The following is a 25,743-nucleotide window of genomic DNA, read 5'->3' on the forward strand; positions in this document are numbered from 1 at the left end:
CCTAAATCGCCAGGCAACTCGGCAATCGGCATCGACTCGATGCAGCAAGCACCTCGTCCAGAACTGATCCGATCCATCAGGACAAACCACATTCCCGAGCCCCCACCAAACTGTCCAATCAACCAAAAAAACCCTGAGCCAATTCAACCCCCACCCCATTCATCCAACCGTCACATCCATCTGTTTCCGTGCCCTCACGCATTGGCGCGAATCCTCGCCACGGAGACCTCATGAAATCCCTCCTCAAACTCCACACTCTCACCCTCCTCGGCCTCGCCCTGGCCGCCAACGTCGGCCTGCAGCTGCTGCTCGCCGTCGGCACGGTCAAATCCTGGGGCGAGATCGACTGGATGGACGTGGTCGGTGAAGGCGGTTGCGCCGCCCTCGCCCTCGCCTGGCTGATCATGCTGCTGCACAGCCGCCCGGCCGGCCGGGTGACGCGGTTGCTGGCGCTGGGGCTGGCCTGCATCTGCTTTTCCTGGTGGATGGACCTGCTCGACGAGTTCATCCAGATCCCCGCCAACATCGCCTGGGACAACTGGCTGGAAACCGCGCCCATGCCGGTCGGCCTGATCCTGCTGACGTTCGGCATCTACCACCTGAACCAGGAACAGCGCGCCATCAACGCGCAGATGCACAAGCGCGAGCGCCTTTTTCGTGAGCACCGGCTGTTCGACAACCTGACCCCGCTGGGCACCGCCGAGTACCTGCGTCGTCAACTCGACCTCGCCCTGCGTCAGGCCACTGATGAGCAGCGGCCGCTGTCGCTGCTGGCGGTCGACCTCGACGAATTCAGCCGGGTCAACCAGCGCTACGGCCAGGACGAAGGCGACCTCGTGCTGCAGGCCGTGGCGCAGTTGCTGGTACTCAACCTGCGCCATCAGGATCTGCTTTGCCGCCTGGCGGGTGATCGTTTCGTCGTGCTGCTGCCCGATACCGCCGAACAACAGGCGCGGCAGCTCGCCGAGGAGTTGCAGACCGCCGTCGCCAGCCTCGCACACAAGACCCGCCAGCACGGCGAGCGCCTGCATCTGCGCGCCAGCACCGCGGTGGTGATGGCCTTCGACGACGATGCCGAGCAGTTGCTCAAACGCCTCAACCTCGGCTTGGCCAAGGCCAAGCAGTCCCTGCCACGCTGCGCCTGAGGCGACCATGGAAAGCCCGTTACGCTGGTACGACTGGGACACCCGCTTCATCGCCGCACACCACCAGCCAGCGGTGTTGCTGGACCTGGCACTGTCACGTGGCATCGACAGCCATGCACTGCTGCGCGGCAGTGGGCTGTTCTACGAGGACGTCGCCAGTGGCCGCGCCCGCGTCAGCCCGGAGCAGCTGCTGACGCTCATCGGCAATACCGAGCGTCTGCTGGGTGCTGCGGACAGCAGCTTTCTGTTCGGCCAACGTCTGCTGCCCGGGCACTACGGCGATGTCAGCCTGGCGCTGGCAAATGCCTGCAACCTCGAGCAGGCGTTGGAGCGTCTTTGCCAGTTCCGCGCCCTGCTCTGCCCGCTGCTGGCGCCAAGGCTGCTGTTGGACGAGCAGCAGCTGCACATCTATTGGCTGGACAATGGCAGCGCCGGCCGCCACCAACGGTTTCTCATCGAAGCGCACCTGACCGCCATCGTCGCGCTGTGCAAGCGCGGCAGCGGCCTGCGCCTGCCGTGGCGCTTCCAGTTCGCCTACTCGCAACCGCGCCATGTCGAGCAGTACTGGGTGCACCTGGGTGACGCGCTGCAGTTCGACCGCCACCTGACCCTGCTCAGCCTGCCCCGCGAATATCTGCATCAGCCTTGGCCGGATGCCTCAGCGACCGTTGGCCAGGTCGCACAACAGGCGAGCCAGCAGCAGATCGACGCGCTGGAAGGTCCCTGCGCCTTTCTCGATGCGTTCTACCAATACCTGCATGACCACATCCGCGAGCCGCTGAACCTGGAGCGCGTCGCCGTCGCGTTCGCCATGAGCCCGGCGACGCTCAAGCGCAAGCTGGCCAAGCACGGCACGCATTTTCAGGAGCAACTCGATCTGGTGCGCACGCACGTTGCGCTCTACCTCTATCAAAGCCAGGGCCTGGGTAACGAGGCCGTGGCCAGGCACCTCGGCTTCAACGACACCACCAACTTCCGTCGCGCCTTCAAACGCTGGACCGGCGTGGTGCCCAGCGGCCTGCAACCGCTGTTCGACGCTCCCTGACGGCGTGCTAAGGTGCCGCCCGCACTACCTTCGAGGCGAGCGGGCATGGATATCAAACAGCTGAAGTTTCTCGTGGCGCTGGATGAAACGCGTCATTTCGGCCAGGCCGCGGCACGCTGCCATGTCACCCAGCCGACCCTGTCGATGCGCCTGCGCAGCCTGGAAGACGAGCTCGGTCTGCAGCTGGTGATCCGCGGCCAGCGCTTCGAAGGCTTCACTCCCGAAGGCGAACGCATCCTGGCGTGGGCGCGTAGCCTGCTGGCGGCGCAGGACGGTCTGCTGGCCGAGGCAGCGTCCTTCCGCGGTCAGCTGGTCGGCACGCTGCGTCTGGGCGTGGTACCCCTGGCTGGCTTCGACCCGATGCAATTGGTGCAGGCCTTCGGCGAACGTCACCCCAGCCTGCGCTTCGAGCTGTTCGCACTCAGCAGCGAGCAGATTCTCGAGCGACTCAGCCGTAATCTGCTGGATCTCGGCCTGTCGTATCTGGAGCGCCTCGACGAGGCGCATTTCACCAGCCTGCCGCTCGGCGAAACCCGCATGGGGCTGTTGCATAACGAGCGCCATTTTCGCTTCGACGCGCCATCGCTGCGCTGGGAAGCCCTCGCCGATCTTCCGCTAGGTCTTTTGACCGGCGGCATGCACTTTCGCCAGTCCATCGACCATGCGCTGCGTAGCCGTGGCTTGAGTCTGGCACCGCGGCTGCAGACGGATGCCGTACATCATCTGCTGCAGGCGGTGGGCGCCGGTCTGTGTTGCGCAATCATGCCGCTCGATAGCGGACTCGAGGCGCTGGACAGCGGACTGACGCTGACGCCCATCGACAACGCCAGCACCCTCGCGCCACTGGGGCTGATCCTGCGGCGCGACTCTCCACGCTCCGCACTGGGTGAGGCCTGTTTCAACGAGGCCCGCGAGCTGTTGCAACGGCGATGAAAGGTGCTCGTGATCGACGCCATCGATCACGCCATCAGACATAGCGATTGGACGGCCGCCGCCGGCACTCCTAGGCTGCCTGCGTCGACCTGTCGCAGGCAGCCGCCATGCTCTACGCCACTCTGAAATCCACTGATCTCGCTGAACCGCACGATGCGCGCGCTGCGCTGCTGGCCGAGGAATGCGCGCTGGCCATCAGCTACAACGGTCTGAACCACGCCGTGATGATGGTGACCCCTCAGGATCTGGAAGAGTTCGTCGTCGGCTTCAGCCTCGCTGGCGGACTGATCGAGCGAATCGATGACCTGCGTGGCCTGCGCCTGCTCGGCGACGGCAGCGCCCGCCGCGCCGAGCTGCAGATCAGCCCGCGGGCGTTCTGGACACTCAAGCAGAAGCGTCGCCAGCTCGCCGGCACCAGCGGCTGCGGACTCTGCGGGGTGGATGCGCTGGAGCAGGCACTGCCGCTGCTGGTGCCGCTGCAGCCGGCAGCACTGCCACCCGAAGGGCATTTCCATGAGCTGCGCCAGCGCATCGCCAGTGCCCAGCTGCTGGCCCGCGACAGCGGTGCGCTGCACGCGGCGCTGTATGTCGACGGCAATGGAGAGATCGCCCTCTGTCGCGAGGACATCGGCCGGCACAACGCGCTGGACAAGCTGATCGGCGCGCTGACGCTGCAACGCCGCACACCGGGCGAAGGCTTCGTCGTGGTCACCAGCCGTTGCCTGGAACTGATCCACAAGGCCGTGCGCGCCGGCATCGGCACATTGGTCAGTCTGTCCGCGCCGACCCACCTGACCGTCGAGTGGGCGCGTCGGCACCACCTCAACCTCATTCACCTGCCCCACCACAGCGCGCCTCGGGTCTACAGCCCGGCGCCTGCGACGCACGAACAGAACGGATGCCACCCATGAGTCGCACGTCCCGCTTCCATCCCGCCACCCGCTTCCAACCCTACGCCGGCCCAGCTGGCGGCTGGGGCGCCCTGCGCAGCGTCGCCAGCGCCTGGCTCGGCAGTGGCAACGCGCTGAAGAACATCCGCGCCATGCTGCGTACCAACCAGAATGGCGGCTTCGACTGTCCCGGCTGCGCCTGGGGTGATTCGCCCGAGCCCGGCGCGGTGAAGTTCTGCGAGAACGGCGCCAAGGCAGTGAACTGGGAAGCGACTCGGCGTCGCGTGGACGCCGCGTTCTTCGCCCGCCACAGCGTCAGCCAGTTACGTGAGCAGAGCGATTACTGGCTCGAATACCAGGGCCGACTGACCGAACCGGTCCGTTACGATACCGCCAGCGACCGCTACCTGCCGATAAGCTGGGACGACACCTTTGCGCTGATAGCCCGACACCTGAACGGCCTGGACAGTCCGCACCAGGCGGCCTTCTACACGTCCGGTCGGGCCAGCAACGAGGCCGCTTATCTCTACCAGCTGTTCGGTCGCAGCTTCGGCACCAACAATTTTCCCGACTGCTCGAACATGTGCCACGAGGCCAGCGGCGTCGCCCTGACCGAATCCATCGGCGTCGGCAAGGGCACGGTGACGCTGGAGGATTTCGATCACGCCGATGTGATCTTCGTTCTCGGCCAGAACCCCGGCACCAACCATCCGCGCATGCTCGAACCATTGCGTCAGGCGGTGGAACGCGGCGCTCAGGTGGTCTGCTTCAATCCATTGCGCGAGCGCGGGCTGGAGCGCTTCCAGCACCCGCAGAAGCCCATCGAGATGCTCGCCAATCAGGACGCGCCGACTCACAGTGCCTACCTGCGACCCAATCTCGGGGGCGATCTCGCGGTGCTGCGCGGCATCGCCAAGTACCTGCTGCAGTGGGAGCAGGAAGCCCAGGCCAGCGGCGCACCGGCAGTGTTCGATCACGCGTTTCTGGCTGAGCACAGCCACGGGCTGGACGCCTATCTGGCCGAGGTCGAAGCCACGCCCTGGGCGCTGATCGAGCAGCAGTCGGGGCTCGACCGCGAAACCATTCGCCACGCGGCCGCGATCTACCGCAATGCCGAAAAGGCCATCGTCTGCTGGGCGATGGGCATCACCCAGCACCGTCACTCGGTGGCGACCATCCAGGAAATCGCCAACCTGCTGCTGTTGCGCGGCAACTTCGGCAAGCCCGGCGCTGGCGCCTGCCCGGTGCGCGGCCACAGCAACGTGCAGGGTGATCGCACCATGGGCATCAACGAGCGGCCCCCAATGGCGCTGCTCGATGCACTGCAGCGTCAATTCGATATGCCGATGCCGCGCCAGCCCGGCTACAACACCGTGGAATGCATCCAGGCCATGCTCGCCGGGCAGGTCAAGGTGTTCATCGGTCTGGGCGGCAATTTCGCCCAGGCCACGCCGGACAGCCCGCGCACCCAGCAGGCGTTGCGCAACTGCGCGCTGACCGTGCAGATCAGCACCAAGCTCAACCGCAGCCACCTGACCATGGGCCGCGACGCGCTGATCCTGCCGTGTCTCGGTCGCACCGATATCGACCGCCAGGCCTGCGGCCCGCAGGCGGTCACCGTGGAAGACTCGTTCAGCATGATCCACGCCTCCCGGGGCCAGCTGGAGCCGCTGTCGGCGCAGATGCGTTCGGAGCCGGCCATCGTCGCCGGCATCGCCGCCGCCACACTGGGCAATCGTCCGGTGGACTGGCTCTGGCTGGTGGAGGACTACGCCCGTATCCGCGAGCTGATCGCGGCGACCATCCCGGGTTTCGCCGGCTTCGACCACCGCCTGCACCGTCCTGGTGGCTTCTACCTCGGCAACACCGCTGCCCGGCGCGAATGGAATACGGTCAGCGGCCGAGCCGAGTTCAAGGCGCACCCGCTGCCGACCGATCTGCTGCCTGAGCAGGCCCGCCACGGCGGCGTGGAGGCCGACCTGATCCTGCAGACGCTGCGCTCCCACGATCAGTACAACACCACGCTCTATGGCCTGGATGATCGCTATCGCGGGGTGAAAGGCATGCGCGAGGTGGTGTTCGTCAATCCCGCCGACATCCAGCGGCTGGGCCTGGAAGCCGGCCAGCAAGTCGATCTGATTTCGCTGTGGGACGACGGCATCGAGCGCCGCGTGCGCGGTTTCACCCTGCTCGCCTACGACACCCCGCCCGGCCAGGCCGCCGCCTATTACCCGGAAACCAACCCGCTGGTGCCGCTGGAGAGCTTCGGCGAGCGCAGCCACACGCCGACTTCGAAATTCATCGCGATTCGCGTGCTGCCAAATACGCAGAAGACCGAGCAGCCGCTGATCGCCAGCGGCCAATGACGCTCACTCGAAGCGGCTGGAGTCGTCGCGATCGTGCGGGTAGCGGCGGCTGAGGGGAAACGGCGGCAGCCAGCCTTCGCGGCGCACGGTCCAGCATTCATAGGTCGGCGTCAGCTGGTCAGGTGCATCCAGTGCGCCGAGATGCACCTCGATTTCATCGGCGAAGCGGGAAAAAACCGACGAGCCACAGTGCGGGCAAAAATACCGCCCGGCATATTCGGCCGTCTCGCCTTCGACGGTTACCGCGTCCTGTGGGAACACCGCAGCCGCATAGAACAGCGCGCCATGATGTTTGCGACAGTCCAGGCAATGACAGACTCCGACCCGATAGGGCTCCCCCGCCGTCACGATCCGCACGCTGCCGCACAGGCAGCCACCGGCTAATGAATTCACCTTGCGTCTCCTCCGTCAGTGCTGAAAGCGCCGCGGCCAAGCCACCGACTTCAGGGCCGTGGCTCGACCGCCCGTGAAGCGTAGTCGCCTCTCGGCTGCCGCACTAACGGAGACAAGCTTCAGCTTCCCTTGCGCCCCTGCCCGGCGAAACGCTGGATATCGTGCGTCGGCCCCGAAACGATCAACAGATCGCCTGGCAGCACCTGGGTACTGGGCGTCGCATGCTGAAAGTCCTGGTTGGCGCGCTTGAGTCCGACGACAGTCACGCCGAACGTCTCGCGGACTCCAGCAGCGGCGAGCGTGCTGTTGTGAATCCGCTCAGGGGCATGGATCTTGGCGATCGCGAAGCCGTCGTCGAACTCGATGAAGTCCATCATCCGTCCGGAGATCAGATGGGCAACCCGCTCGCCCATGTCCGCCTCGGGATAGACCACGTGATGCGCCCCGATGCGCAGCGCTATCTGCCCGTGCTCTGCAGTCAGGGCCTTTACCCAGATGTCTTTGATGCCCAGTTCGGTCAGCGCCATGATCGTCATCAGGCTCGCTGCCATGTCGGAGCCGATGCCGACGATGGCGTGGGGAAAATCGGCGACGCCGAGCTGGCGCAGCGCCATGACATTGGTGGAATCGGCCTGTACCGCGTGGGTCAGCAGATCGGCCCAGGTATGCACAGGCTCGGCGGCCTGATCGATGCCCATCACGTCATGGCCCAGACGCGTCAGTGAGCGCGCCACCGAGCTGCCGAACCGCCCCAGCCCGATGACTACTACGCTGTCGCCTTTAGAGAACGAAAATTGCTCTGAAAACAACAATTTAGCCAACAATTGGGTGTTCCTCCGGATAGCGGTAAGGCATGCGGTGCTCGCCCAGTGCGAGGGATGCGGCCAAGGTGATGGTGCCGACCCGGCCGACGTACATCAGCAGAGTGAGCATCAGCTGGCTGGTCTCCGGCAGATCGGCGGTGATACCGGTGGACAGACCGACGGTGCCGAATGCGGAAATGACTTCGAAAATCACCTGATCGGTAGGGATGTCGGTGTCGCGCAGGATGACCAGTGTGCCCAACACAACCATGGCGCTCCCGAGCACCAGCACGGTGATCGCCTGGCGCTGGGCCGAACTGCCGACCCGGCGGCCAAACGCCTCGCTGTCGGCCCTGCCGCGGATCTCGGCGATCACCAGCAGCGCCAGGATGGCGACGGTTCCGACCTTCACCCCACCGGCAGTACCGGCGCTGCCGCCGCCGATGAACATCAGAAAATAGTGCAACGCCCAGCTCTCATGGGTCAGCGCGCCGATATCGATCGCATTGAAACCGGCCGTACGCGCCGAAACCGAAACGAAGGCTGCCGAAAGAAGCTTGTCGACCCAGGCCATGGGACCGAGCGTGCCCGGATTGGACCACTCGAACAGCAGCACCGTCATGAAGCCACCCAGCAGCAGCACTGCCGTCCCCGACAGCGTCAGTTTGGTGTGCAGCGACCAGTGACGCGGGTCCGACCACCGCCGGCGCAGATCGTTGAGAACGGGAAAGCCGATGCCGCCGATGATGATGGCGCTCATGACGGGCAGCAGGATGAAGCCATCGGTGGCGTAGCGCACCAGGCCGTCGCCGTGGATGGAGAAACCGGCGTTGTTGAACGCCGATACGGCATGGAACAGGCCGCTCCAGGCGGCCTCGCCCCAGCCAAGGCCATACGACAGATGCAGGCGCAGGGTCAGCAACAGCATGACCACCAGCTCCATCACCAGCGTAACGACCAGCACCAGTTTCGCCACGCTGCTGATATCACCCAGCCCCAGTACATGGGACTCGGCTTGCGCGACCAGCTTGGTACGCAAGCGGAACGATCGGTTGACCAGCAAGCCCAGCAGAGTTGCCAGGGTCATCATGCCGAAGCCACCGACCTGGAACAGCACCATGATCACGACCTGGCCGAAGGTCGACCAGTACGTGCCCGTGTCGACCACCACCAGACCGGTAACGCAGACCGCCGAGACCGCGGTGAAGAAGGCCGCGAGCAACGGGCCGGTCTCGCCGCTGGCATGGGCAATGGGTAATGAGAGCAGCGCTGTGCCGCAGAGGATGGCGAACAGGAAAACGAGAGCAACGGCCCTGCCTGGGTGCAGCAATGATTTCATTCGACCCGCGCCAACAGATCCGAAAAATGGCAGCGAACCGGCCGGCGGTCCGCGAACAGGAGCGGGAGGCTATGCCTATTCATTCGTTTGTTCAACTGGCAAGCCCTGCTTCACAGGCCTAGCCCCGCAGCAGCTCAAGCACCCGAGCGGCAAGCGCGTCGATCGAGAACGGCTTGGTCAACACCTGCATCCCGACTCCCAGCGAGCTGTTACCCAGTGCCGCGCTTTCTGCGTAACCAGTGATGAACAGCGTCTTCAGCTCTTGGCGGACCTCTCGTCCGGCGTCGGCCATCTGCCTTCCGTTCATTCCACCGGGCAGACCGACATCGGTGATCAACAGGTCGATGCTCACATCCGACTGCAGCAGTTTCAGCCCGGCAACGCTGTCGGAAGCCTCGATCAGCGTATAGCCCAGGTCCCCGAGTACATCCATCAGCAGCATACGCACCGTGGGCTCGTCATCGACGATCAGGATCGTCCCGCAGGAGCCCGTCAGCGCCGCCGCTGTCTGCGCCGGAACCACAGCGCCAATCCCCGTCTCACCTAGATGGCGCGGCAGATAAATGCACATCGCTGTGCCTCTGCCGACCTCCGAGCTGATTCGCACCTGGCCGCCGGACTGCTTGGCAAAGCCGTAGATCATCGACAGGCCGAGGCCGGTACCTTCACCGATCGGCTTGGTGGTGAAGAACGGATCGAACGCCTTGGCGATAACACCGGGCGTCATCCCTGTGCCAGTGTCGGTCACGGTCAACGACAGATATTCGCCAGCCGGCAGATCGTTGGCCTGCGCCGCATCGGAGTCCAGCCACTGATTGGCCGTCTCGATGGTGATGCGCCCACCGTCCGGCATCGCATCGCGGGAATTGATGCAGAGATTGAGAATGGCATTTTCCAGCTGGCTGGTATCCACCGATGCAGGCCACAGATCCGGCGCACTGATGGTTTCCAGCCGAATGCTCGGCCCGACCGTACGTTGAATCAGCTCGGTCATGCCTTCCACCAGCAGGTTAACGTCGACCGGCCGCGGGTCGAGCGTCTGGCGACGAGAGAACGCCAGCAGTCGGTGGGTCAGCGCGGCAGCCCGTTTTGCCGCGCTCTGAGCCGACAGCATGTACTTGTCGATGTCGTTGAGCCGGCCCTGGGCAATCCGCATGCTCATCAGTTCAAGCGCGCCGCTGATGCCGGCCAGCAGGTTGTTGAAGTCGTGCGCCAGGCCGCCCGTCAGCTGGCCGACCGCTTCCATTTTCTGTGACTGGCGCAGCTTCTCCTCGGCCTGGATCAGCTCTGCGGTGCGCTCGGCGACACGTTGCTCCAGCGTCTCATTGAGCGCACGCAATGCCGCAGTCGCGCGGTCTCGCTCGGCCTCGATGGAGCGACGGTCCTCCACGTCGATCAATACGCCGGGAAAGCTCAGGGCAGTGCCGGCCGGCGCGTGATCAACGCGACCGTTCGCCTCGATCCAGTAATACCGGCCATCGGCGCGGCGAACCCTGTATTGATGGGCGTAGGCACCGCCCCGAGCGATGACATCGTCGATGGCCGCGATCAGACCTTCCCTGTCCTCAGGGTGCACCGTTGCGATGATCTGCTCGAGCTTCAGCCCCTCGCGGCCAAGCGCCGGGTCAAGGCCAAAGGCGCGGGCGAAGCCGTCATCCACGGTGAACTGGTTGGACGGCAGGTCCCAGTTCCAGGTGCCGATGATCGCGCCAGCCGCCAGCGCCAATTGAACGCGCTGGATGTTTTCGCGCGCCAGCGCTTCGCTGATGCGCAGGCGATTTTCCGCGTCGCGGCGCTGGGTGACGTCGTTGAACAGAATGGCGATTCTTCGGTCGGCAGGGTCCCCGACACGCACTGCCCGCACATCGAACCAGCGCTCGAAGGCCAGCGCGAAACTCTCGAAATTCGCCGGCTCGCCGGTCTTGGCAACGTGGCCATAGGTGTCGAACCAGAACTGTTCCAGCTCCGGCGCGTACTCGGTTACCCACTTGCCCCGCAGGTCCACGCCGGCCTGCCGCTCGAACGCGGGATTGACCTCGACGAACTGATAATCGACGGGACGATCATCGGCATCGAACTTGACCTGCACGATCGCGAAGGCTGCTTCGATGGTTTCCAGAATGGCGCTGAAGCGCTCCTCGCTCTGACGCAGCGCAGCCTCGGCGGCACGCACGCGCGTCAGATCGAGCATCGCGCCGATCATCCGCACCGCCCGTCCCTGCACGGTGCGGATCACATGCCCGCGATCGAGGATGTCCGCGTAGGAGCCATCCACGCGCTGAAAACGGTACTCGTCGGTCCAGGTCGTACCGCCGCTGTCGATGACGGCATGAATTGACTGGTGGATACGCTCGCGATCTGCCGGGTGAATATGGTCCAGCCACCACTGCCCGGAGCTGTCGACATTTGCCAGCGAATGGCCGTAGGCCAGTTCCAGCGCATCGTTCCATAGCACCTGATCGGCATCGAGATCCCAATCCCAGACCGCATCGCTGGTAACGTTGGAGGCCAGTCGATAACGGACCTGGGTGTCCTCCGTGGAGCGGTCGACCAACGCGGCACGCAGGCGCACCACCTCCGCCATCAGCTCCTCTCGAGTAAGATTTTCCAGGGCCGCTTCCTCTTCCAACGTTTCGATCAGGGGTGGACCAATCCCCTTGACGTAAGGTGCCGGTAATCAGAGCAGAATTGTCGGGATTTTGCACTCGCGCCAGCCGCGCAAAGCCGAGGAACGGCGGTTTGCTTCGGCCTTGCAACCCGCACACCGGACCCTACCGCATGCGGCCCCGCCCTCGGGACGACGACTGGCACGCCCCAGCTTTTGCCGCGCCACGATCGGCGGCACGAGCCAGCAATGATCACCTGACGTCCCGTGCAACCCGCCCTGAACTTTCCCCCGACAGGACTGTCAGTCAGCTGATGCCCGCCATGGAGCGCCATGCTTTTCGTGCCGTTTGCACGCTGGGCCCATAGTGGCGGCTAGCGGGTTCGCCCGTTGCATTCCCGTACCCGCCGTCGGGTATCCGCCAAATCATCTCGCGGATACGGCCGACCCACCGCCCTCACCCATGGGCTTATCGTTCTTCCAATAACGCGAACTTTTCATGTCCATATCTCTTCATCTTTCTGCCTTGCTCTCCCGTCTCGCTCGTTCCAGGTCGCGCCAGCTCATCGGCGTCGGCGTGTTTGGCGCCTTGTTCATGGCGGGCCCGGTGAATGCTCAGGAGCCCTCCAGCAACACGCGCTGGGTCAGCGACAGCCTGAATACCTTCGTGCGCAGTGGCCCCACCGACGGCTACCGCATCGTCGGCACCCTGACCTCGGGACAGAAGGTCGAGTTGATCAGCACCCAGGGCGATTACAGCCAGGTGCGTTCGGAATCCGGCAGCAACGTCTGGATTCCCAGCAAGGAACTGCAAGAAGTACCCGGCCAGGCCGAGCGCCTGCCGCAGCTCGAACAGCAGGTCGCCGAGCTGAGTGAAGAACTCAAGACTATCGACGACAGCTGGAAGGTACGCGTGCAAGGGATGCAGGAAACCCTGGATTCGCGCAAAGCCCTGATCGACGAACTGGACGCCCGCCGCGTCGCCCTCGAAACCGAACTGACCGAAGCCCGCTCGGAGCTGCGCTCCACCCAGGCGCGCCTGGGCGACGAGAACAAGCAGGTGCTGATGCAGTACATGGTCTACGGCGGCAGCATCGCCGGCGCCGGGCTGCTGGTCGGCCTGATCCTGCCGACGCTGACCCGCGGCCGCAAACGTAACGATCGCTGGTTCTGAGCCCGTATCAGGCGAGGTAACTGCCCAGCAGGTAGTAGATGGCAGCCGCGAGCAGCGTACCGCCTATCAAGCCGATGCGACCGTGCACGGCCAGCACCGCGACGGCCATCAGAGCAAGCCCGCCCGCGACGGGCGATCTGCCGATCTCGCTGTAAACGACATACACCGCGAGATTGGCGAACACAGCCACCGGCATCACCTGCCCGATCAGGTGCAGCCCTCGCGCGCCCAGCGATAGGCGAACGAAGGCCGGCACGATACGCACCAGCACGCTGGTAGCCGAAAGCGCCGCAAGGGCGACCAGGGCTGCATCGCTCATGAGCGACTCCTGCCCAGCAACCAGGTCGCCAGCAGCACGCCAGGCACCCAGAAATACACAGGCCCGAGCAGCAGGATCAGCCCACTCGCCCCTGCGACAACGAATGCGATCCGCATCAACCCAACCTGCCGAGCAGGCTGCAGCGAACCGATCCGGCTCTTGAGCTGCGACACCGCCAGATACAGCAACACAGCACTCGCCGGGAAAGCGAGATTCAGATCGTCGCCAAGCCAGGCTGTAGGTAGCACGCGGCTCAGCCATGCGCCCAGCACACCTGCCAGTACCCAGGCGAGAAAAATGATCAGGCGAATGCGCAACACCACGCTGGGCCCATCGTCGTCGCGCTCGCAGGCGTATGCCTCGTCGCCGAGCATGTGCGCACCGCAGGCGCGATTCAATGCTCGATCCGGCAGGCGGTCTACCGTGGTGAGCGCCGTGGGCACGTAACGGCTGTTGATCGAGGCCGTGACCAGCAAGAGGGTGAAAAAGCCTGCGCCACCCTCGCTGAGCGGCAAAGCGGCAAACTGACCGCTGCCGGTAAAGCCGAGCAAACCGACCAGCAGCACCTCCCACCACGCCCAATCGGAGCGCGCCGCCAGTACGCCGAACAGCATGCCTACCGGGATGAGCGAAAGCGCGGCCGGCAGCGCACGTCTATATGCAGCCAGACTCGCCGCGTGGCGCCCTTGAGGCCGATCGAAGTCCTCTGTTGCGTCGGTCACCTGGAACCCCGCTGCACATGCCTGTTTCGCCCAGTCTCGGTGACAACACCCGGAGACGTCTTGCACGATCGTGCAGGCGAGCGGGCTCAGGGTCGGCGAATCAACCGCAGCCAATGCCCGGGGGGAAGGCCGTAGGCCTGCTTGAACTGGCGGCTCATATGGCTCTGATCGACGAAGCCGGCGATCAACGCGGCATCGCTCGGCGCGCTTCCTCCGAGCAGCAGGCGACGGACCTGATCGAGCCGGCGCAGCGTCAGATAGCGATAGGGGCTGGTGCCGAACAGCGCGCGAAAGTCCCGCGACAGGCTCCAGCGATCACGATCTGACACCCGCTCCAGTTCATCGAGGCTGATGGGCTGAGTGAGGAATTCGTGGATGTAATCCCGGGCTCGCTCGGCCGCCCGGAAATCGACACTGCGGCGCCGGCCTTTTGTCCGCGCGACCTTGGCCATGATTTGAGCGAGGTCGTACAGCGCATCCTGCTCCTCCAATCCCTCGAGTGGCCTGTCCAGACACTGCAGCAGGCTACCAATGGCTCGCTGCAGGCGCGGATCGCGGGATACGCCATCGTCGATGAAGGGCAGTGGCTGGCCGCCCAGCGGGCCCTGCAATAAAGCAGGCTCGATGTATACGGCGCGGTAGCGGAAACCCGCTTCGCTGCCGGCTTCGCCATCGTGCAGCTCGTCCGGATGCAGCACGAACGTATCGCCCGGCAGGCTGTTGCGCGCGCACTTGCGATAGTTGAAACGATGTACTCCAGACACCGTACAGCCGATGGCATAGGTATCGTGGCGATGAGGGGCGAATCCGTAACCGGCGAAATAGGCTTCCAGCCGCTCAAACCGGCCTGGTTCGTGCGGGCGCCTGACCCAATCCCTATCGCTCATGTGCATTGCGCATCGTCCGGCACTCATCGGTTTCGCTGCTGACCCGCGCTACGGTAGCGAGCGATGGCAATGCCAGGCAACCACAGTCCGCGCAAGGGCATTCTTGAGCCGCTCCGTTCGTCAAAGGGACATCGCTTAAGCCTTGCGCGCCGACTATGCTTGTCGCAGAGAACTGCTAGGAAGCCAGGCACACATGGGCGCAGTATGGCGGTCCGACAAGACATCCCAGGATGGGCGTAACAAGCGCGCCCCCACCCCTAAACCATCCCGTAAAACTGCTAAAGGTCGCCGCAAAGTGGCGCGCCGGTTGGCGTTGCTCGTCGGCATTTCACTGCTGGCTGGTGGCGGTTACCTTGGCTGGCAGGAGCTGGAAAGCTCGCGGTGGCAGGCCCATTGGTTAAGCCGCTATGCGGCTGACCTGGATTACACCGTCATGCCGGGGCCGAGCCCGCGCATCCAGTTTCCCGAAGATGGCCCGTTCGATCGCCGGCTGGGTTATGTGGACCTGCCGCGTTTCATCGAGCAGCTGTCGCAGCGCAACTTCCGGGTCGAGGAACAGGCGCGCTTTTCGCGAGCCTTGCTGGATTACACCAGCCGGGGATTTTTCCCGCCTTACCCCGAAGAGTCCAAGGCCGGGCTGGCGATCAATGATTGCCGCGGCGCACCGCTGTACACCAACAGCTACCCGCGGCAGTACTACGAGCGCTTCGAGGACATTCCGCCGCTGGTGGTGATGAGTCTGTTGTTCATCGAGGACCGCGGGCTGCTGGATACCGACCGTCCCAACGCCAACCCAGCGGTGGACTGGCCGCGTTTTACCAAGGCAGCGATCAGCCAGCTGGAGAAACGTCTCGGCCTGGGCGGCCAGGCGGCTGGCGGCAGCACCCTGGCGACGCAGGTGGAAAAATACCGGCACTCCCCGGAAGGCCGTACCGGCGACCCGCAGGAGAAGATCCGGCAGATGGTTTCCGCCAGTGTGCGTACCTACCGTGAGGGCCCGCAGACGCTTGCCACGCGCCAGCGCATCGTGCGCGACTATCTCAACAGCGTGCCGCTTTCGGCCGCGCCGGGGCATGGCGAAGTGCATGGCATTGCCGACGGCCTGCGACTTTGGTTCGGTGCCGATTTCCGCGAATTCAATCGCCTGCTCGATCCGCGCAGCGGCGACGCTGTCGACCCGCAAGCCCGTGGGCTGGCGCTGCGTCAGGTGCTATCGCTGCTGATCGCACAACGGCGACCGTCCTACTACCTGGGTGCCGGCCGCGAGGAAATGGCAGCGCTGACCGACAGCCACATCCGCCTTTTGGCCAACGGCGGCATCATCGATGCGAACCTGCGCGACGCAGCGCTGAATCAACGTATCGTCGCGCGCAGTCCGAGCCGTGACTCGGCGATTCAGACCGTGGACGCCACCAAAGGCATCACTGTGGCGCGAATGCGCCTTGCCGGCCTGCTCGGCTTGCCGCTCTACGACCTGGACCGGCTGGACCTGACCGCCAGCACCCCATTGCAGGGCGATCTGCAGGCGCAGGTCAGCGAGTATCTGGTGCGTCTGGCCGATCCGGCATTTGCCGAAACGGTTGGGCTGTTCGGCGACCGCATGCTGTCGCCGGAGAAAACCGCCGATGTGCGCTACAGCTTCACCCTGTTCGAGCGTGGCGAGGAAGGCTTCCGCGTACGGGTGCAGACCGACAACACCAACCAGCCATTCGACATCAACGAAGGCAGCAAGCTGGAGCTGGGCTCGACCGCCAAACTGCGCGTGCTGACGACCTATCTCGAAGTCATCGCCGAGCTGCATCAGCGTTACTCGGACCTCACCCCGGCCGAGCTGCGCAAGATCGGCGCCAAGGCCAATCTCAGCCGCTGGGCCATCGATTACCTGGCCACGCACAGCGACCGCAGCCTCGATCGCATGCTCGACGCAGCGCTGGAGCGGCGCTATTCGGCCAGCCCTGCCGAACGCTTCTTCACCGGCGCCGGCATGCACCGTTTCGGCAACTTCCGCCGCGAGGACGATGGGCGCATTCCCACGGTGCGCGAGTCCCTGCGCGAATCGATCAACCTGCCGTTCGTGCGTCTGATGCGTGACCTGGTCAGCTACAGCACCCACGAAACCATCAACAGCGCCGAGTTGCTGAACGACGACAAGGACCCGCGTCGCCAGGAGTACCTGACCCGCTTCGCCGATCGTGAGGGCTCGGTATTTCTGCAGCGTTTCTGGAAAAAGTACCGCAACAAGACGGCCGAGCAGCGCATCGAAACCTTCCTGCAGGGCATGCGGCCGACGCCGGTACGCCTGGCCGCGGTGCATCGTTATCTGATGCCCGATGCCGAGCGGCCGGTCTTCGATCGCTTTCTCAAGCAGCATCTGCCAGACGCCGACCTCAACGACAAGCAGCTGGATGCGCTTTACACGCGCTACGGCCCTGGCGCCTACAGCCTGCCTGATCAGGCCTACATCGCCCGCACGCACCCGCTCGACCTGTGGCTGCTGGGCTACCTGATCGCCAACCCGCAGGCGACGCTTTCCGAAGTGGTTGCCGATAGCCGCGCCGAACGCCAGGAGGTCTATGGCTGGCTGTTCCGCAGTCGGCACAAGAGCGCACGCGACAGCCGGATTCGCATCATGCTGGAGGTCGAGGCCTTTACCGACATCCATCGGCGCTGGCAGCGGCTGGGCTATCCATTCGACAACCTGGTGCCTTCGCTGGCCACGGCGCTGGGCAGCTCCGGTGACCGACCGGCCGCGCTGGCCGAGCTGATGGGCATCATCCTCAACGACGGCATCCGCCTGCCCAGCGTACGCATCGATAACCTGCAGTTCGCCGAAGGCACTCCCTACGAGACGCGCATGGGCTTCGTCGCCGGCGATGGCAAGCGGGTGATGCCGGTTGAGGTCGCCCGCGCGTTGCAGGATGCGTTGGCCAATGTGGTCGAAGGCGGCACGGCGCGGCGCCTGCAGGGCAGCTTCGTGCAGGAGGACGGCAGCGCGTTGCGCGTGGGTGGCAAGACCGGCACCGGCGACAACCGTATCCAGAGCGTTGGCGCAGGCGGGCGGTTAATCAGCTCGCTGGCGCTGAACCGCACGGCCACGTTCGTCTTCTATCTCGGACCCCGTCACTTCGGCACGCTGACGGCCTATGTTCCGGGGCGCGGCGCGGAGAACTTCCGCTTCACCTCGGCGTTGCCGGTACAGACCCTCAAGGGCATGGCGCCGATCCTGCTGCCCTATCTGCAAGGCCAGAGCACGCTCTGCCAGCCGGAGCACCTGCCGGCACTGACCAGCGGCATGCTGTCGGCCGACAAGTGATGCCGCAGCGGCGATGCGGCTGGCTACATGGCCAGTCGCTCACCGCACCCCGCCTGATGTGAACGTGATCATCCGCTTTCCTTTGAGCTGCTTTGCCTGTTTGCCTGTCGAATACCTCGGCCCTTGCACCATCCGCAGCGCAAGGGCATCTGCCGAATCGATCGGCCGCTATGGGAAACGTCATGCTCGAAGGGATATTGCTGGTCACCACAGGCTTCTTTGTGCTCGTCACGCTCCTGCCGCTGTGGCGGCATCGCGGCTGGTGGGTGCGCGTATGGGAGTTTCCACGCCTGCAGCTCGGCGCGCTGCTGGCCGCCCTGCTCGTCGCTCAGGGCATGCTGCTGGACTACAGCCAGCCCTGGCATTACCTGATCTCCGCCCTGGCCGGCGCGTGTCTGGTCTATCAGCTCGCGTGGGTCGTGCCCTACACCCGCCCCTGGAGCAACGAGGTGCGCCGGGCGGAGCCAGATGCCACAGGGCCGCGCATCCGAGTGATGTCATCCAATGTGCTGGGCCCGAATCGGCAGTCCGACCGGCTGCTGGCGCTGGTCCGCGAGCATCGCCCCGACGTTCTGGTGACCCTCGAATCAGACCAGTGGTGGGAAGCGCAGCTCGAGCAACTCGCCGAGGAGTACCCGCATAGCATCCGCTGCCCGCTGGACAACCTTTACGGCATGCATGTCTTTTCACGTCTGCCGCTGGAAGAGCCGGAGCTGTGCTTTCTGGTGGAAGACGACGTGCCATCCATGCATGCCCGAGTGCGCGTCAGCGACGAACTCGCGGTGCGCATGCACTTTCTGCACCCTGCACCACCCAGCCCGACGGAGAACGAAGAATCCACCGAACGCGACGCGGAGCTACTGGTGGTCGCCAAGAGCATCCAACGCAGCGATGACCCGATCATCGTCAGTGGTGATCTCAACGATGTCGCCTGGTCGCCCACCACGCGCCTGTTCCGCAAGATCAGCGGGCTGCTCGACCCGCGCGTAGGCCGTGGTATGTACAACACCTTCCACGCCCATCACTGGTTCCTGCGTTGGCCGCTGGACCACTTCTTCCACAGCGCGCATTTCCGCTTCATCCGCCTGCTGCGCCTGCCGGATATTGGCTCCGACCACTTCCCGGTATTCATCGAACTGCAGTACGACCCCAAGCACACTGAGCAGCAACATGGCCTCGAAGCCGATCGCGAGGACGAACAGCAGGCCGAGCAAACCATCGACGAGGAACCCGTCACCCCGAGCGATGTACCGCAACCGGATGCCAAGCCGCAACGCTGAGCGCAGCCCGGCTAGCCGCAATAGGGAAAGCTATGCTGGACGGCATAGCTTTCCCTGTCCCAAAGAGAGAGGCTGCATTGACTCCCGCACCCGAACGCCCCGCCATCACACCGGAAACCCTGCGTCGGCTTGCCTTCGACCAGTCCATCCGCTGGACCAGCCAGAACGATGACCTCTGGCAGCTGATCGACAATGACCTGTGGCAGCTCACACGCAACCCCAGCCTGATTCTCAGCACGGTGCCGGAGCAGAGACTGGAAGCCATTCTGCAACGCGCCGAATGCCATCGTTTGGTGGAAGGCATCGTTGAGGCTCAGCAGGCACGCCTGGAACGGCCAACGTGGTTCGCCAGCCAGAATTGCGGCGAAACGCTCACGCGGGTCGCCTATTTCTCCATGGAGTACATGCTCAGCGAGGCGTTGCCGATCTATTCCGGCGGGCTCGGCAATGTCGCCGGCGATCAGCTCAAGGCTGCCAGCGATCTCGGCGTTCCGGTCACCGCGGTGGGCATGCTCTGGCAGCACGGTTACTTCCGCCAGAGCATCGGCCCCGATACTCACCAGCAGGCGCTGTATCCGGTCAACGACACCCGGCAGATGCCTATCGAACCGCTGCTCGATGCAGACGGCGCCCCGTTGCGGTTGGCCATTCAGCTCCCCGGGCTGCAGATCTGGCTGCGCGGCTGGCAGGCCACGGTCGGCCTCAACCGCCTGCTGTTGCTGGACACCAACGATCCGGCAAACCCGCCCATAGCACGGCTGATCGCCAGCGAACTCTACGGCGGTGACAATGAAATGCGCCTGCGCCAGGAGCTGGTTCTGGGCATCGGCGGCTGGCGTTTGCTCGAAGCCGCCGGGCTGCGTCCTGATGTGCTTCACCTGAACGACGGTCACGCTGCATTCGCGGTGCTGGAGCGCGCGCGCAGCCATATGGCCAGAGAGCGTGTCTCGTTCTCCGTCGCACTCAACGCAACGCGTGCAGGCAATCTGTTTACCACCCACACCCCTGTCGAGGCCGGATTCGATCGTTTTCCGCCGGAGCTGGTAAGCAATTATCTAGAGCGCTATGCCGAGTACGAACTGGGCATTTCACTGCAGGCATTGCTGGCAATGGGACGCAAACAACCGCAGGACCCGCGCGAGCCATTCAACATGGCCTACCTGGCGACGCGCGGTGCCGGCGCGGTCAACGCCGTCAGTCAGCTGCACGGCCGCACCAGCCGCTACATCTTTCGCGAGCTGTACCCACGCTGGCCAATCGAATCCGTACCTGTCGGCCATGTCACCAACGGCATCCACCTGCCGACCTGGGTTTCACCGGACGCCGAAGCGCACTGGTATGAATTGCATGGCGACGATATCCCCTGGCGCGGAACCGACCAGGGTTCGGTGGACGAGCTACTGGCGCGAGTCGACGATCGCTGGCTATGGCAGATTCGCCAGTACGCGCGTGGCGAATTGCTTGCCTTCGTACGCAGCCATCTGGCCCGCAGCCTCGCGGTGCATGGCGCGTCGCCAGCGGAAATTGAAGTTGCCGGCTCGCGCCTGCATCCCGAACATTTGACGTTGGGTTTCGCCCGGCGCTTCGCCAGCTACAAGCGCCCCAATCTGCTGTTGCAGGATCCGGAGCGACTGGCAGCCATCCTCACCCATCCCGCTTATCCGGTGCAGCTGCTGGTGGCTGGCAAGGCACACCCTGCCGACCGCACCGGGCAAGCGCTGCTCAGCGAATGGCAACGGTTCGCCGCCAGAGCCGACATCGCCGGACGCGTGATCTTTCTCGAGGACTACGATATGCGCATCGCCCGGCACATGGTGCAAGGCGTCGATGTCTGGCTGAACACACCGCGCCGCCCATGGGAAGCCAGCGGCACCAGCGGCATGAAGGTTCTGGCCAACGGCGGGTTGAACCTTTCACAGCTCGACGGCTGGTGGGCCGAAGCCTATGCCGCCGATCTCGGCTGGGCCGTCGGCGATGGCCTAGAGCATGAACCCGAACATGATGCGGCTGACGCCGAACAGCTTTATCGGCTGCTCGAAGAGCAGGTGGTGCCGTGCTTCTACAGACGTGATGAGCAACAGATCCCGGCCGCCTGGGTAAAACGCATGCGCCGCAGCATGAGCGAACTGGTGGAGCGTTTTTCCGCCGATCGCACGGTGCGCGAATACACCGAGCGCTATTACCTTCCGCTGGCCACTGCCTACCGGCAACGCTGCGCGGATGGTTCGGCCTCGGCATCGGCGCTGTCACGCCAGATCACCTGTCTGCGCAGCTACTGGCACGAACTGGCCTTCGAGCAGATTGAATGGCGGAGCGAGAGCGACATCCATCATGTCGAGGTTCGCCTGCATCTTGGACGCATCGAGCCGCAGCAGATTACCGTGCAGCTGTTCGCCGAACCGCAGGGGGGCGAGCCAGCTGCCGTCCACGCATTGACGCTCCAGCACCACGACGGCGCATACGCCACCTTCCAAGGTGACGTGATAACTCAACGCCCGCCGGCCGACTACACAGCGCGAGTGATACCCAGCTCCGTACTGGGCCTCGCCGTGCCGCTGGAGCTGTCGCTCATTCTCTGGCAGCGATGAACAGCCGGAACGCTACCCGCACGCCGCAGTCATCTATAAACCCCCCGCATAGAGGATGCCGCGTCATGATCAAGCAAATGTTCGACAAAACCGCCCCACAGAACGTCCACGGCTGGGAACGCGCCGCGTCGCTGGCCGGCGGCCTGGTATTGATGGGCAAGGGTCTGCGCCGTGGCGGGATTTTCGGTCTGGCAGAACTGGCGATGGGCGGCATGGCCCTGGTCCGCGGCATCAGCGGTCGTTGCGAGGCCAAGCGCATGCTCGCGGAGATGGAAAGCAAACCGGCGTTGCCGAGCCAGCGCTACAGCCATATGCCGATGGATTCCGAAGTGCACAGTTCGGACTTCACCGATACGAGCGTGCAGATGCCGGACTCCACCCCCATGGGCAACGAAAGCCGTACCACGCCCCGCGTCTGATCGACCGGGCGGCGCCGCAATGATGTGCCGCCTGCGCACAGCCGCTACACGGCTGACGCGCAAATCTCCCGGCGCTCTCGCAGCGCCGTCTTGCTTCTCTGGACAGCTCGGCCAGCGATAACTACTGGCCCAGCAAACGATCCTGGTTCTGCTGCGCCATCTCCTTGAGGTAATCCCAGGTCGTGCGCATGCGCGCCAGGTCCTTGAACTCGATCGGCATCAACATCCAGAAGGTGCGGGTGAAGCTGACCTCTTCGGGCAGCAGCAGTCGCAGCCGTGGATCGGCGTCGGCGGAAAACGCCGGCAGAATCGCGATCCCTGCACCCATCGCCACCGCCTCCTGCTGTGCCAGCAGGCTGGTGCTGCGCAGGCCGATGGAGCGGGCGTCAGCGATGCCATCGAGAAACAGCAACTCCTTGCTGAACAGCAGATCATCCACGTAGCTGACGAAGCGGTGCTCAGCCAGATCCTCGCGGCTGCGGATCGGCGGGTGTTCGTCGAGATAGGCTGGCGAGGCATACAGCCGCAGCACGTAGTCGGTCAGCCGGGTGATGATGAACGGCCCGCGCTCCGGGCGTTCCAGGGTGATGACGATATCCGCCTCGTGGCGCGACAGGCGCACCGCCCGCGGCAGCGCCAGCAGGTCGATGTTCAGGTGCGGATAGCGGCGGCTGAGCCCGGTGAGCTGACCGGCAAGCATCACCGTGCCGTAACCCTCCGTGGCGCCGATGCGCACCTGCCCGGAAAGGCCATCACCCATGCTCGGCAACGAGTGCTCGATGGCCACACTGGCGCTTTCCATCGCTTCCACTCTCGGCAGCAGGTTGCGCCCGGCTTCGGTGAGCTTGTAACCGCCCGGCTCACGCAGGAAGAGCTGCAGGCCCATGCTTTTTTCCAGCGCCTGCAAACGACGGGACACGGTGGTGTGGTCGACAGCGAGCCGGCGCGCCGCGGTCGTCAGCCGCCCTGCCCTAGCGACCTCAAGGAAATAACGCAGATTGTCCCAGTCCATGGTTGAAGCCTCCATCAGCTCCTGTGCATTTATGCAGAGCGACTCTGCAGTCGATCGCATTGTAATGTGGTTTTTTGCATTGCTACATTCATTGCAACTGGTCGCAGCCGTCCGCGAGCCATAACAACAACAGTGCCTTCTCAGGCGGAGAGCCTTATGACAACGTCCAGCTCCATTCCTACCGTCAAATTGCTGATCGACGGTGAATTTATCGAATCGACCACCCAGGACTGGCGCGATGTCGTCAACCCGGCGACCCAGGAAGTCCTGGCCCGCGTGCCGTTCGCGACCGCTGAGGAAATCGACCGCGCCGTCGCCAGCGGCCAGAAAGCCTTCAAGACCTGGCGCAAGACACCGATCGGCGCGCGCGCACGCATCTTCCTCAAGTACCAGCAGCTGATCCGCGAGAACATGAAGGAGTTGGCGGCGATCCTCACCGCCGAACAGGGCAAGACCCTGGCCGATGCCGAGGGCGACGTGTTCCGCGGCCTGGAAGTGGTCGAGCACGCCGCTGGCATCGGCAACCTGCAGCTCGGCGAGCTGGCCAACAACGTCGCCGCCGGTGTCGATACCTATACCCTGCTGCAGCCGCTGGGCGTCTGCGCCGGCATCACCCCGTTCAACTTCCCGGCGATGATCCCGCTGTGGATGTTCCCGATGGCCATCGCCACCGGTAACACCTTCGTTCTCAAGCCCTCCGAGCAGGACCCGATGGTCACCATGCGCCTGTGCGAACTGGCGCTGGAAGCCGGCGTGCCGCCGGGCGTGCTCAACGTGGTGCACGGCGGGCCAGACGTGGTGAATGCGATCTGCGACCACCCGGATATCAAGGCGGTGTCCTTCGTTGGCTCGACCAAGGTCGGCACCCACGTCTACAACCGCGCCAGTCAGGCCGGCAAGCGCGTGCAGTGCATGATGGGCGCGAAGAACCACGCCATCGTGCTGCCCGATGCGCACAAGGAGCAGACCCTCAACAACCTCGCCGGTGCCGCCTTCGGTGCGGCCGGCCAGCGCTGCATGGCGCTCTCGGTGGTGGTGCTGGTGGGTGAGGCGCAGGCCTGGATTCCCGATCTGGTGGCCAAGGCGCAGACGCTCAAGGTCAACGCCGGTGTCGAGGCCGGCACCGATGTCGGTCCGCTGGTTTCCTGCGCAGCGCTGGATCGCGTCAGCGGGTTGATCGAACGCGGCGTGCGCGAAGGCGCCAAGCTGGAACTGGACGGTCGCAACCCGAGCGTCAGCGGCTACGAGAACGGCAACTTCGTTGGCCCGACCATCTTCTCCGGCGTCACCCGCGAGATGAGCGTCTATCAGGAAGAAATCTTCGGCCCGGTCCTCTGCGTCATGGCGGCAGCGACCATGGACGAAGCCATCGAGCTGATCAACGCCAACCCGAACGGCAACGGCACCGCTATCTTCACCCGTTCCGGTGCCGCGGCGCGGCACTTCCAGGAAGAGATCGACGTGGGTCAGGTGGGCATCAACGTACCGATCCCGGTGCCGGTGCCGATGTTCTCCTTCACCGGCTCGCGCGCCTCCAAGCTCGGCGACCTCGGCCCGTACGGCAAGCAGGTGGTGCAGTTCTATACCCAGACCAAGACCATCACCGAACGCTGGTTCGATGAGAACGAGGTCGGCGGCCCGGTCAACACCACCATCAACCTGAAGTGACATCACCCATCGGGCCGGCGGACGCGCCGGCCCTCAAGGACGCTGAAATGACATTCGAAACCCTGCTCGTCGACATCCAGGAGCGCGTCGCGCTGATTACCCTCAACCGGCCGCAGGCGCTCAACGCGCTCAACGGCCAGCTGATCAGCGAGCTGAACCAGGCGCTGGGCCAGCTCGAGGCTGATCCGCAGATCGGCTGCATCGTGCTCACCGGCTCGGCCAAGGCCTTCGCCGCTGGCGCCGACATCAAGGAAATGGCCGAGCTGACCTATCCGCAGATCTATCTGGATGACTTCTTCGCCGACGCCGACCGCATCGCCACCCGCCGCAAGCCGCTGATTGCCGCCGTCGCCGGTTATGCCCTGGGCGGCGGCTGCGAACTGGCGCTGCTCTGCGACATGATCTTCGCCGCTGACAATGCCCGTTTCGGCCAGCCGGAAGTCAACCTGGGCGTACTGCCGGGCATCGGCGGCACCCAGCGCCTGACCCGCGCCGTGGGCAAGGCCAAGGCCATGGACATGTGCCTGACCGGTCGCCAGATGGACGCCGCCGAAGCCGAGCGTGCCGGTCTCGTCGCCCGTGTGTTCCCGGCTGAAAGCCTGCTGGAGGAAACCCTCAAGGCCGCCCGGGTGATCGCCGAGAAATCCCTGCCGGCCACCATGATGATCAAGGAAAGCGTCAACCGCGCCTTCGAAACCACGCTGGCCGAAGGCATCCGCTTCGAGCGTCGCGTGTTCCATGCGGTGTTCGCCACTGCCGATCAGAAAGAAGGCATGGCGGCGTTCAGCGAGAAGCGCAAGCCTGAGTTCACCAATCGCTAAGCCGCATCTGGCCATAACAAC

Annotated in this window: 20 protein-coding genes; 12 read left to right on the plus strand and 8 right to left on the minus strand. The window is 64.5% G+C overall.

Translation table 11 applies throughout. The features are described 5' to 3' along the window. Positions 1-230: 230 nt before the first annotated feature. From PSEST_RS11785 to PSEST_RS11805, 5 genes are all read left to right on the plus strand, one after another. Positions 231-1,145, plus strand: a complete 915-nt coding sequence (locus PSEST_RS11785) for a GGDEF domain-containing protein (protein WP_015277202.1) — start codon at positions 231-233, stop codon at positions 1,143-1,145. Positions 1,146-1,152: 7 nt separating this feature from the next. Beyond that, positions 1,153-2,190, plus strand: coding sequence for an AraC family transcriptional regulator (locus PSEST_RS11790; RefSeq protein ID WP_015277203.1), 1,038 nt, complete (start codon positions 1,153-1,155; stop codon positions 2,188-2,190). A gap of 45 nt (positions 2,191-2,235) precedes the next feature. After that, on the plus strand, positions 2,236-3,123 hold the full coding sequence (locus PSEST_RS11795; protein WP_015277204.1) for a LysR family transcriptional regulator: 888 nt from the start codon (positions 2,236-2,238) through the stop codon (positions 3,121-3,123). A 107-nt stretch (positions 3,124-3,230) separates the two neighbouring features. Continuing rightward, positions 3,231-4,034, plus strand: coding sequence for a formate dehydrogenase accessory sulfurtransferase FdhD (fdhD, locus tag PSEST_RS11800; RefSeq protein ID WP_015277205.1), 804 nt, complete (start codon positions 3,231-3,233; stop codon positions 4,032-4,034). Beyond that, positions 4,031-6,379 (plus strand): FdhF/YdeP family oxidoreductase, encoded by a 2,349-nt coding sequence (locus PSEST_RS11805; RefSeq protein WP_015277206.1) that lies wholly within the window; start codon positions 4,031-4,033, stop codon positions 6,377-6,379. Before fdhD ends, PSEST_RS11805 begins: the two co-directional genes overlap by 4 nt. Positions 6,380-6,382: 3 nt before the next feature. On the opposite strand, the gene PSEST_RS11810 is transcribed toward PSEST_RS11805, so the two are convergent. From PSEST_RS11810 to PSEST_RS11825, 4 genes are all read right to left on the minus strand, one after another. Beyond that, entirely contained in the window at positions 6,383-6,772 is a 390-nt protein-coding gene (locus PSEST_RS11810; RefSeq protein ID WP_015277207.1) for a GFA family protein, read from the minus strand. A gap of 119 nt (positions 6,773-6,891) precedes the next feature. Beyond that, positions 6,892-7,596 carry a potassium channel family protein gene (locus tag PSEST_RS11815; protein ID WP_015277208.1) on the minus strand — a complete coding sequence of 235 codons (705 nt, stop codon included), beginning with the start codon at positions 7,594-7,596 and terminating at the stop codon, positions 6,892-6,894. Next, the gene (locus PSEST_RS11820) at positions 7,586-8,914 is read right to left on the minus strand and encodes a TrkH family potassium uptake protein (RefSeq protein ID WP_015277209.1); all 1,329 of its coding nucleotides are present in this window, start codon (positions 8,912-8,914) and stop codon (positions 7,586-7,588) included. Before PSEST_RS11820 ends, PSEST_RS11815 begins: the two co-directional genes overlap by 11 nt. A 118-nt stretch (positions 8,915-9,032) precedes the next feature. Next, complete coding sequence (locus tag PSEST_RS11825) at positions 9,033-11,498, minus strand: PAS domain-containing protein (RefSeq protein ID WP_015277210.1); 2,466 nt, start codon at positions 11,496-11,498, stop codon at positions 9,033-9,035. Positions 11,499-12,018: 520 nt separating this feature from the next. Between PSEST_RS11825 and PSEST_RS11830 the strand changes: the two genes are divergently transcribed. Further along, the gene (locus tag PSEST_RS11830; protein WP_015277211.1) at positions 12,019-12,693 is read left to right on the plus strand and encodes a TIGR04211 family SH3 domain-containing protein; all 675 of its coding nucleotides are present in this window, start codon (positions 12,019-12,021) and stop codon (positions 12,691-12,693) included. 7 nt (positions 12,694-12,700) lie between these two features. On the opposite strand, the gene PSEST_RS11835 is transcribed toward PSEST_RS11830, so the two are convergent. The 3 genes from PSEST_RS11835 to PSEST_RS11845 all read right to left on the minus strand — a co-directional run bounded on the left by PSEST_RS11835 (position 12,701) and on the right by PSEST_RS11845 (position 14,621). Continuing rightward, the gene (locus PSEST_RS11835) at positions 12,701-13,012 is read right to left on the minus strand and encodes a hypothetical protein (RefSeq protein ID WP_015277212.1); all 312 of its coding nucleotides are present in this window, start codon (positions 13,010-13,012) and stop codon (positions 12,701-12,703) included. Then, positions 13,009-13,659: an AzlC family ABC transporter permease gene (locus tag PSEST_RS11840; protein ID WP_041757004.1), complete on the minus strand. Its 651-nt coding sequence runs from the start codon at positions 13,657-13,659 to the stop codon at positions 13,009-13,011. The genes PSEST_RS11835 and PSEST_RS11840 overlap by 4 nt, the downstream gene beginning before the upstream one ends. 161 nt (positions 13,660-13,820) lie before the next feature. Further along, entirely contained in the window at positions 13,821-14,621 is an 801-nt protein-coding gene (locus tag PSEST_RS11845; protein ID WP_041756648.1) for an AraC family transcriptional regulator, read from the minus strand. A 193-nt stretch (positions 14,622-14,814) separates the two neighbouring features. On the opposite strand from PSEST_RS11845, the gene PSEST_RS11850 reads away from it, so the two are divergent. The 4 genes from PSEST_RS11850 to PSEST_RS11865 all read left to right on the plus strand — a co-directional run bounded on the left by PSEST_RS11850 (position 14,815) and on the right by PSEST_RS11865 (position 22,221). Next, entirely contained in the window at positions 14,815-17,934 is a 3,120-nt protein-coding gene (locus PSEST_RS11850) for a transglycosylase domain-containing protein (protein WP_015277215.1), read from the plus strand. A gap of 182 nt (positions 17,935-18,116) precedes the next feature. Next, positions 18,117-19,214: an endonuclease/exonuclease/phosphatase family protein gene (locus PSEST_RS11855; protein WP_015277216.1), complete on the plus strand. Its 1,098-nt coding sequence runs from the start codon at positions 18,117-18,119 to the stop codon at positions 19,212-19,214. A gap of 77 nt (positions 19,215-19,291) precedes the next feature. Further along, positions 19,292-21,802, plus strand: a complete 2,511-nt coding sequence (gene glgP / locus PSEST_RS11860; RefSeq protein ID WP_015277217.1) for an alpha-glucan family phosphorylase — start codon at positions 19,292-19,294, stop codon at positions 21,800-21,802. Positions 21,803-21,867: 65 nt separating this feature from the next. After that, positions 21,868-22,221, plus strand: a complete 354-nt coding sequence (locus tag PSEST_RS11865) for a YgaP family membrane protein (protein ID WP_015277218.1) — start codon at positions 21,868-21,870, stop codon at positions 22,219-22,221. 121 nt (positions 22,222-22,342) lie between these two features. Here the strand turns inward: PSEST_RS11865 and PSEST_RS11870 are convergent, their stop codons facing one another. Beyond that, positions 22,343-23,233 (minus strand): LysR family transcriptional regulator, encoded by an 891-nt coding sequence (locus PSEST_RS11870; RefSeq protein WP_015277219.1) that lies wholly within the window; start codon positions 23,231-23,233, stop codon positions 22,343-22,345. Between the two features lie 156 nt (positions 23,234-23,389). Between PSEST_RS11870 and PSEST_RS11875 the strand changes: the two genes are divergently transcribed. Continuing rightward, entirely contained in the window at positions 23,390-24,901 is a 1,512-nt protein-coding gene (locus PSEST_RS11875; RefSeq protein WP_015277220.1) for a CoA-acylating methylmalonate-semialdehyde dehydrogenase, read from the plus strand. Positions 24,902-24,948: 47 nt separating this feature from the next. After that, positions 24,949-25,722: an enoyl-CoA hydratase gene (locus PSEST_RS11880; protein WP_015277221.1), complete on the plus strand. Its 774-nt coding sequence runs from the start codon at positions 24,949-24,951 to the stop codon at positions 25,720-25,722. The last annotated feature ends 21 nt before the right edge of the window (positions 25,723-25,743 follow it).

Origin of the sequence: Stutzerimonas stutzeri RCH2, from assembly GCF_000327065.1 — a bacterium.
Lineage (GTDB): Bacteria > Pseudomonadota > Gammaproteobacteria > Pseudomonadales > Pseudomonadaceae > Stutzerimonas > Stutzerimonas stutzeri_AE.

What these genes read in the sequence shown, in the direction of transcription:
- fdhD (WP_015277205.1), top strand. Translation starts at nt 3,231, where the DNA reads ATGCTCTACGCCACTCTGAAATCCACTGATCTCGCTGAACCGCACGAT.
- PSEST_RS11830 (WP_015277211.1), top strand. Translation starts at nt 12,019, where the DNA reads ATGTCCATATCTCTTCATCTTTCTGCCTTGCTCTCCCGTCTCGCTCGT.
- PSEST_RS11865 (WP_015277218.1), top strand. Translation starts at nt 21,868, where the DNA reads ATGATCAAGCAAATGTTCGACAAAACCGCCCCACAGAACGTCCACGGC.
- PSEST_RS11870 (WP_015277219.1), bottom strand. Translation starts at nt 23,233, where the DNA reads ATGGACTGGGACAATCTGCGTTATTTCCTTGAGGTCGCTAGGGCAGGG.
- PSEST_RS11835 (WP_015277212.1), bottom strand. Translation starts at nt 13,012, where the DNA reads ATGAGCGATGCAGCCCTGGTCGCCCTTGCGGCGCTTTCGGCTACCAGC.
- PSEST_RS11845 (WP_041756648.1), bottom strand. Translation starts at nt 14,621, where the DNA reads ATGAGCGATAGGGATTGGGTCAGGCGCCCGCACGAACCAGGCCGGTTT.
- PSEST_RS11850 (WP_015277215.1), top strand. Translation starts at nt 14,815, where the DNA reads ATGGGCGCAGTATGGCGGTCCGACAAGACATCCCAGGATGGGCGTAAC.
- PSEST_RS11875 (WP_015277220.1), top strand. Translation starts at nt 23,390, where the DNA reads ATGACAACGTCCAGCTCCATTCCTACCGTCAAATTGCTGATCGACGGT.
- PSEST_RS11820 (WP_015277209.1), bottom strand. Translation starts at nt 8,914, where the DNA reads ATGAAATCATTGCTGCACCCAGGCAGGGCCGTTGCTCTCGTTTTCCTG.
- PSEST_RS11805 (WP_015277206.1), top strand. Translation starts at nt 4,031, where the DNA reads ATGAGTCGCACGTCCCGCTTCCATCCCGCCACCCGCTTCCAACCCTAC.
- PSEST_RS11855 (WP_015277216.1), top strand. Translation starts at nt 18,117, where the DNA reads ATGCTCGAAGGGATATTGCTGGTCACCACAGGCTTCTTTGTGCTCGTC.
- PSEST_RS11785 (WP_015277202.1), top strand. Translation starts at nt 231, where the DNA reads ATGAAATCCCTCCTCAAACTCCACACTCTCACCCTCCTCGGCCTCGCC.
- PSEST_RS11795 (WP_015277204.1), top strand. Translation starts at nt 2,236, where the DNA reads ATGGATATCAAACAGCTGAAGTTTCTCGTGGCGCTGGATGAAACGCGT.
- PSEST_RS11790 (WP_015277203.1), top strand. Translation starts at nt 1,153, where the DNA reads ATGGAAAGCCCGTTACGCTGGTACGACTGGGACACCCGCTTCATCGCC.
- PSEST_RS11825 (WP_015277210.1), bottom strand. Translation starts at nt 11,498, where the DNA reads ATGGCGGAGGTGGTGCGCCTGCGTGCCGCGTTGGTCGACCGCTCCACG.
- PSEST_RS11880 (WP_015277221.1), top strand. Translation starts at nt 24,949, where the DNA reads ATGACATTCGAAACCCTGCTCGTCGACATCCAGGAGCGCGTCGCGCTG.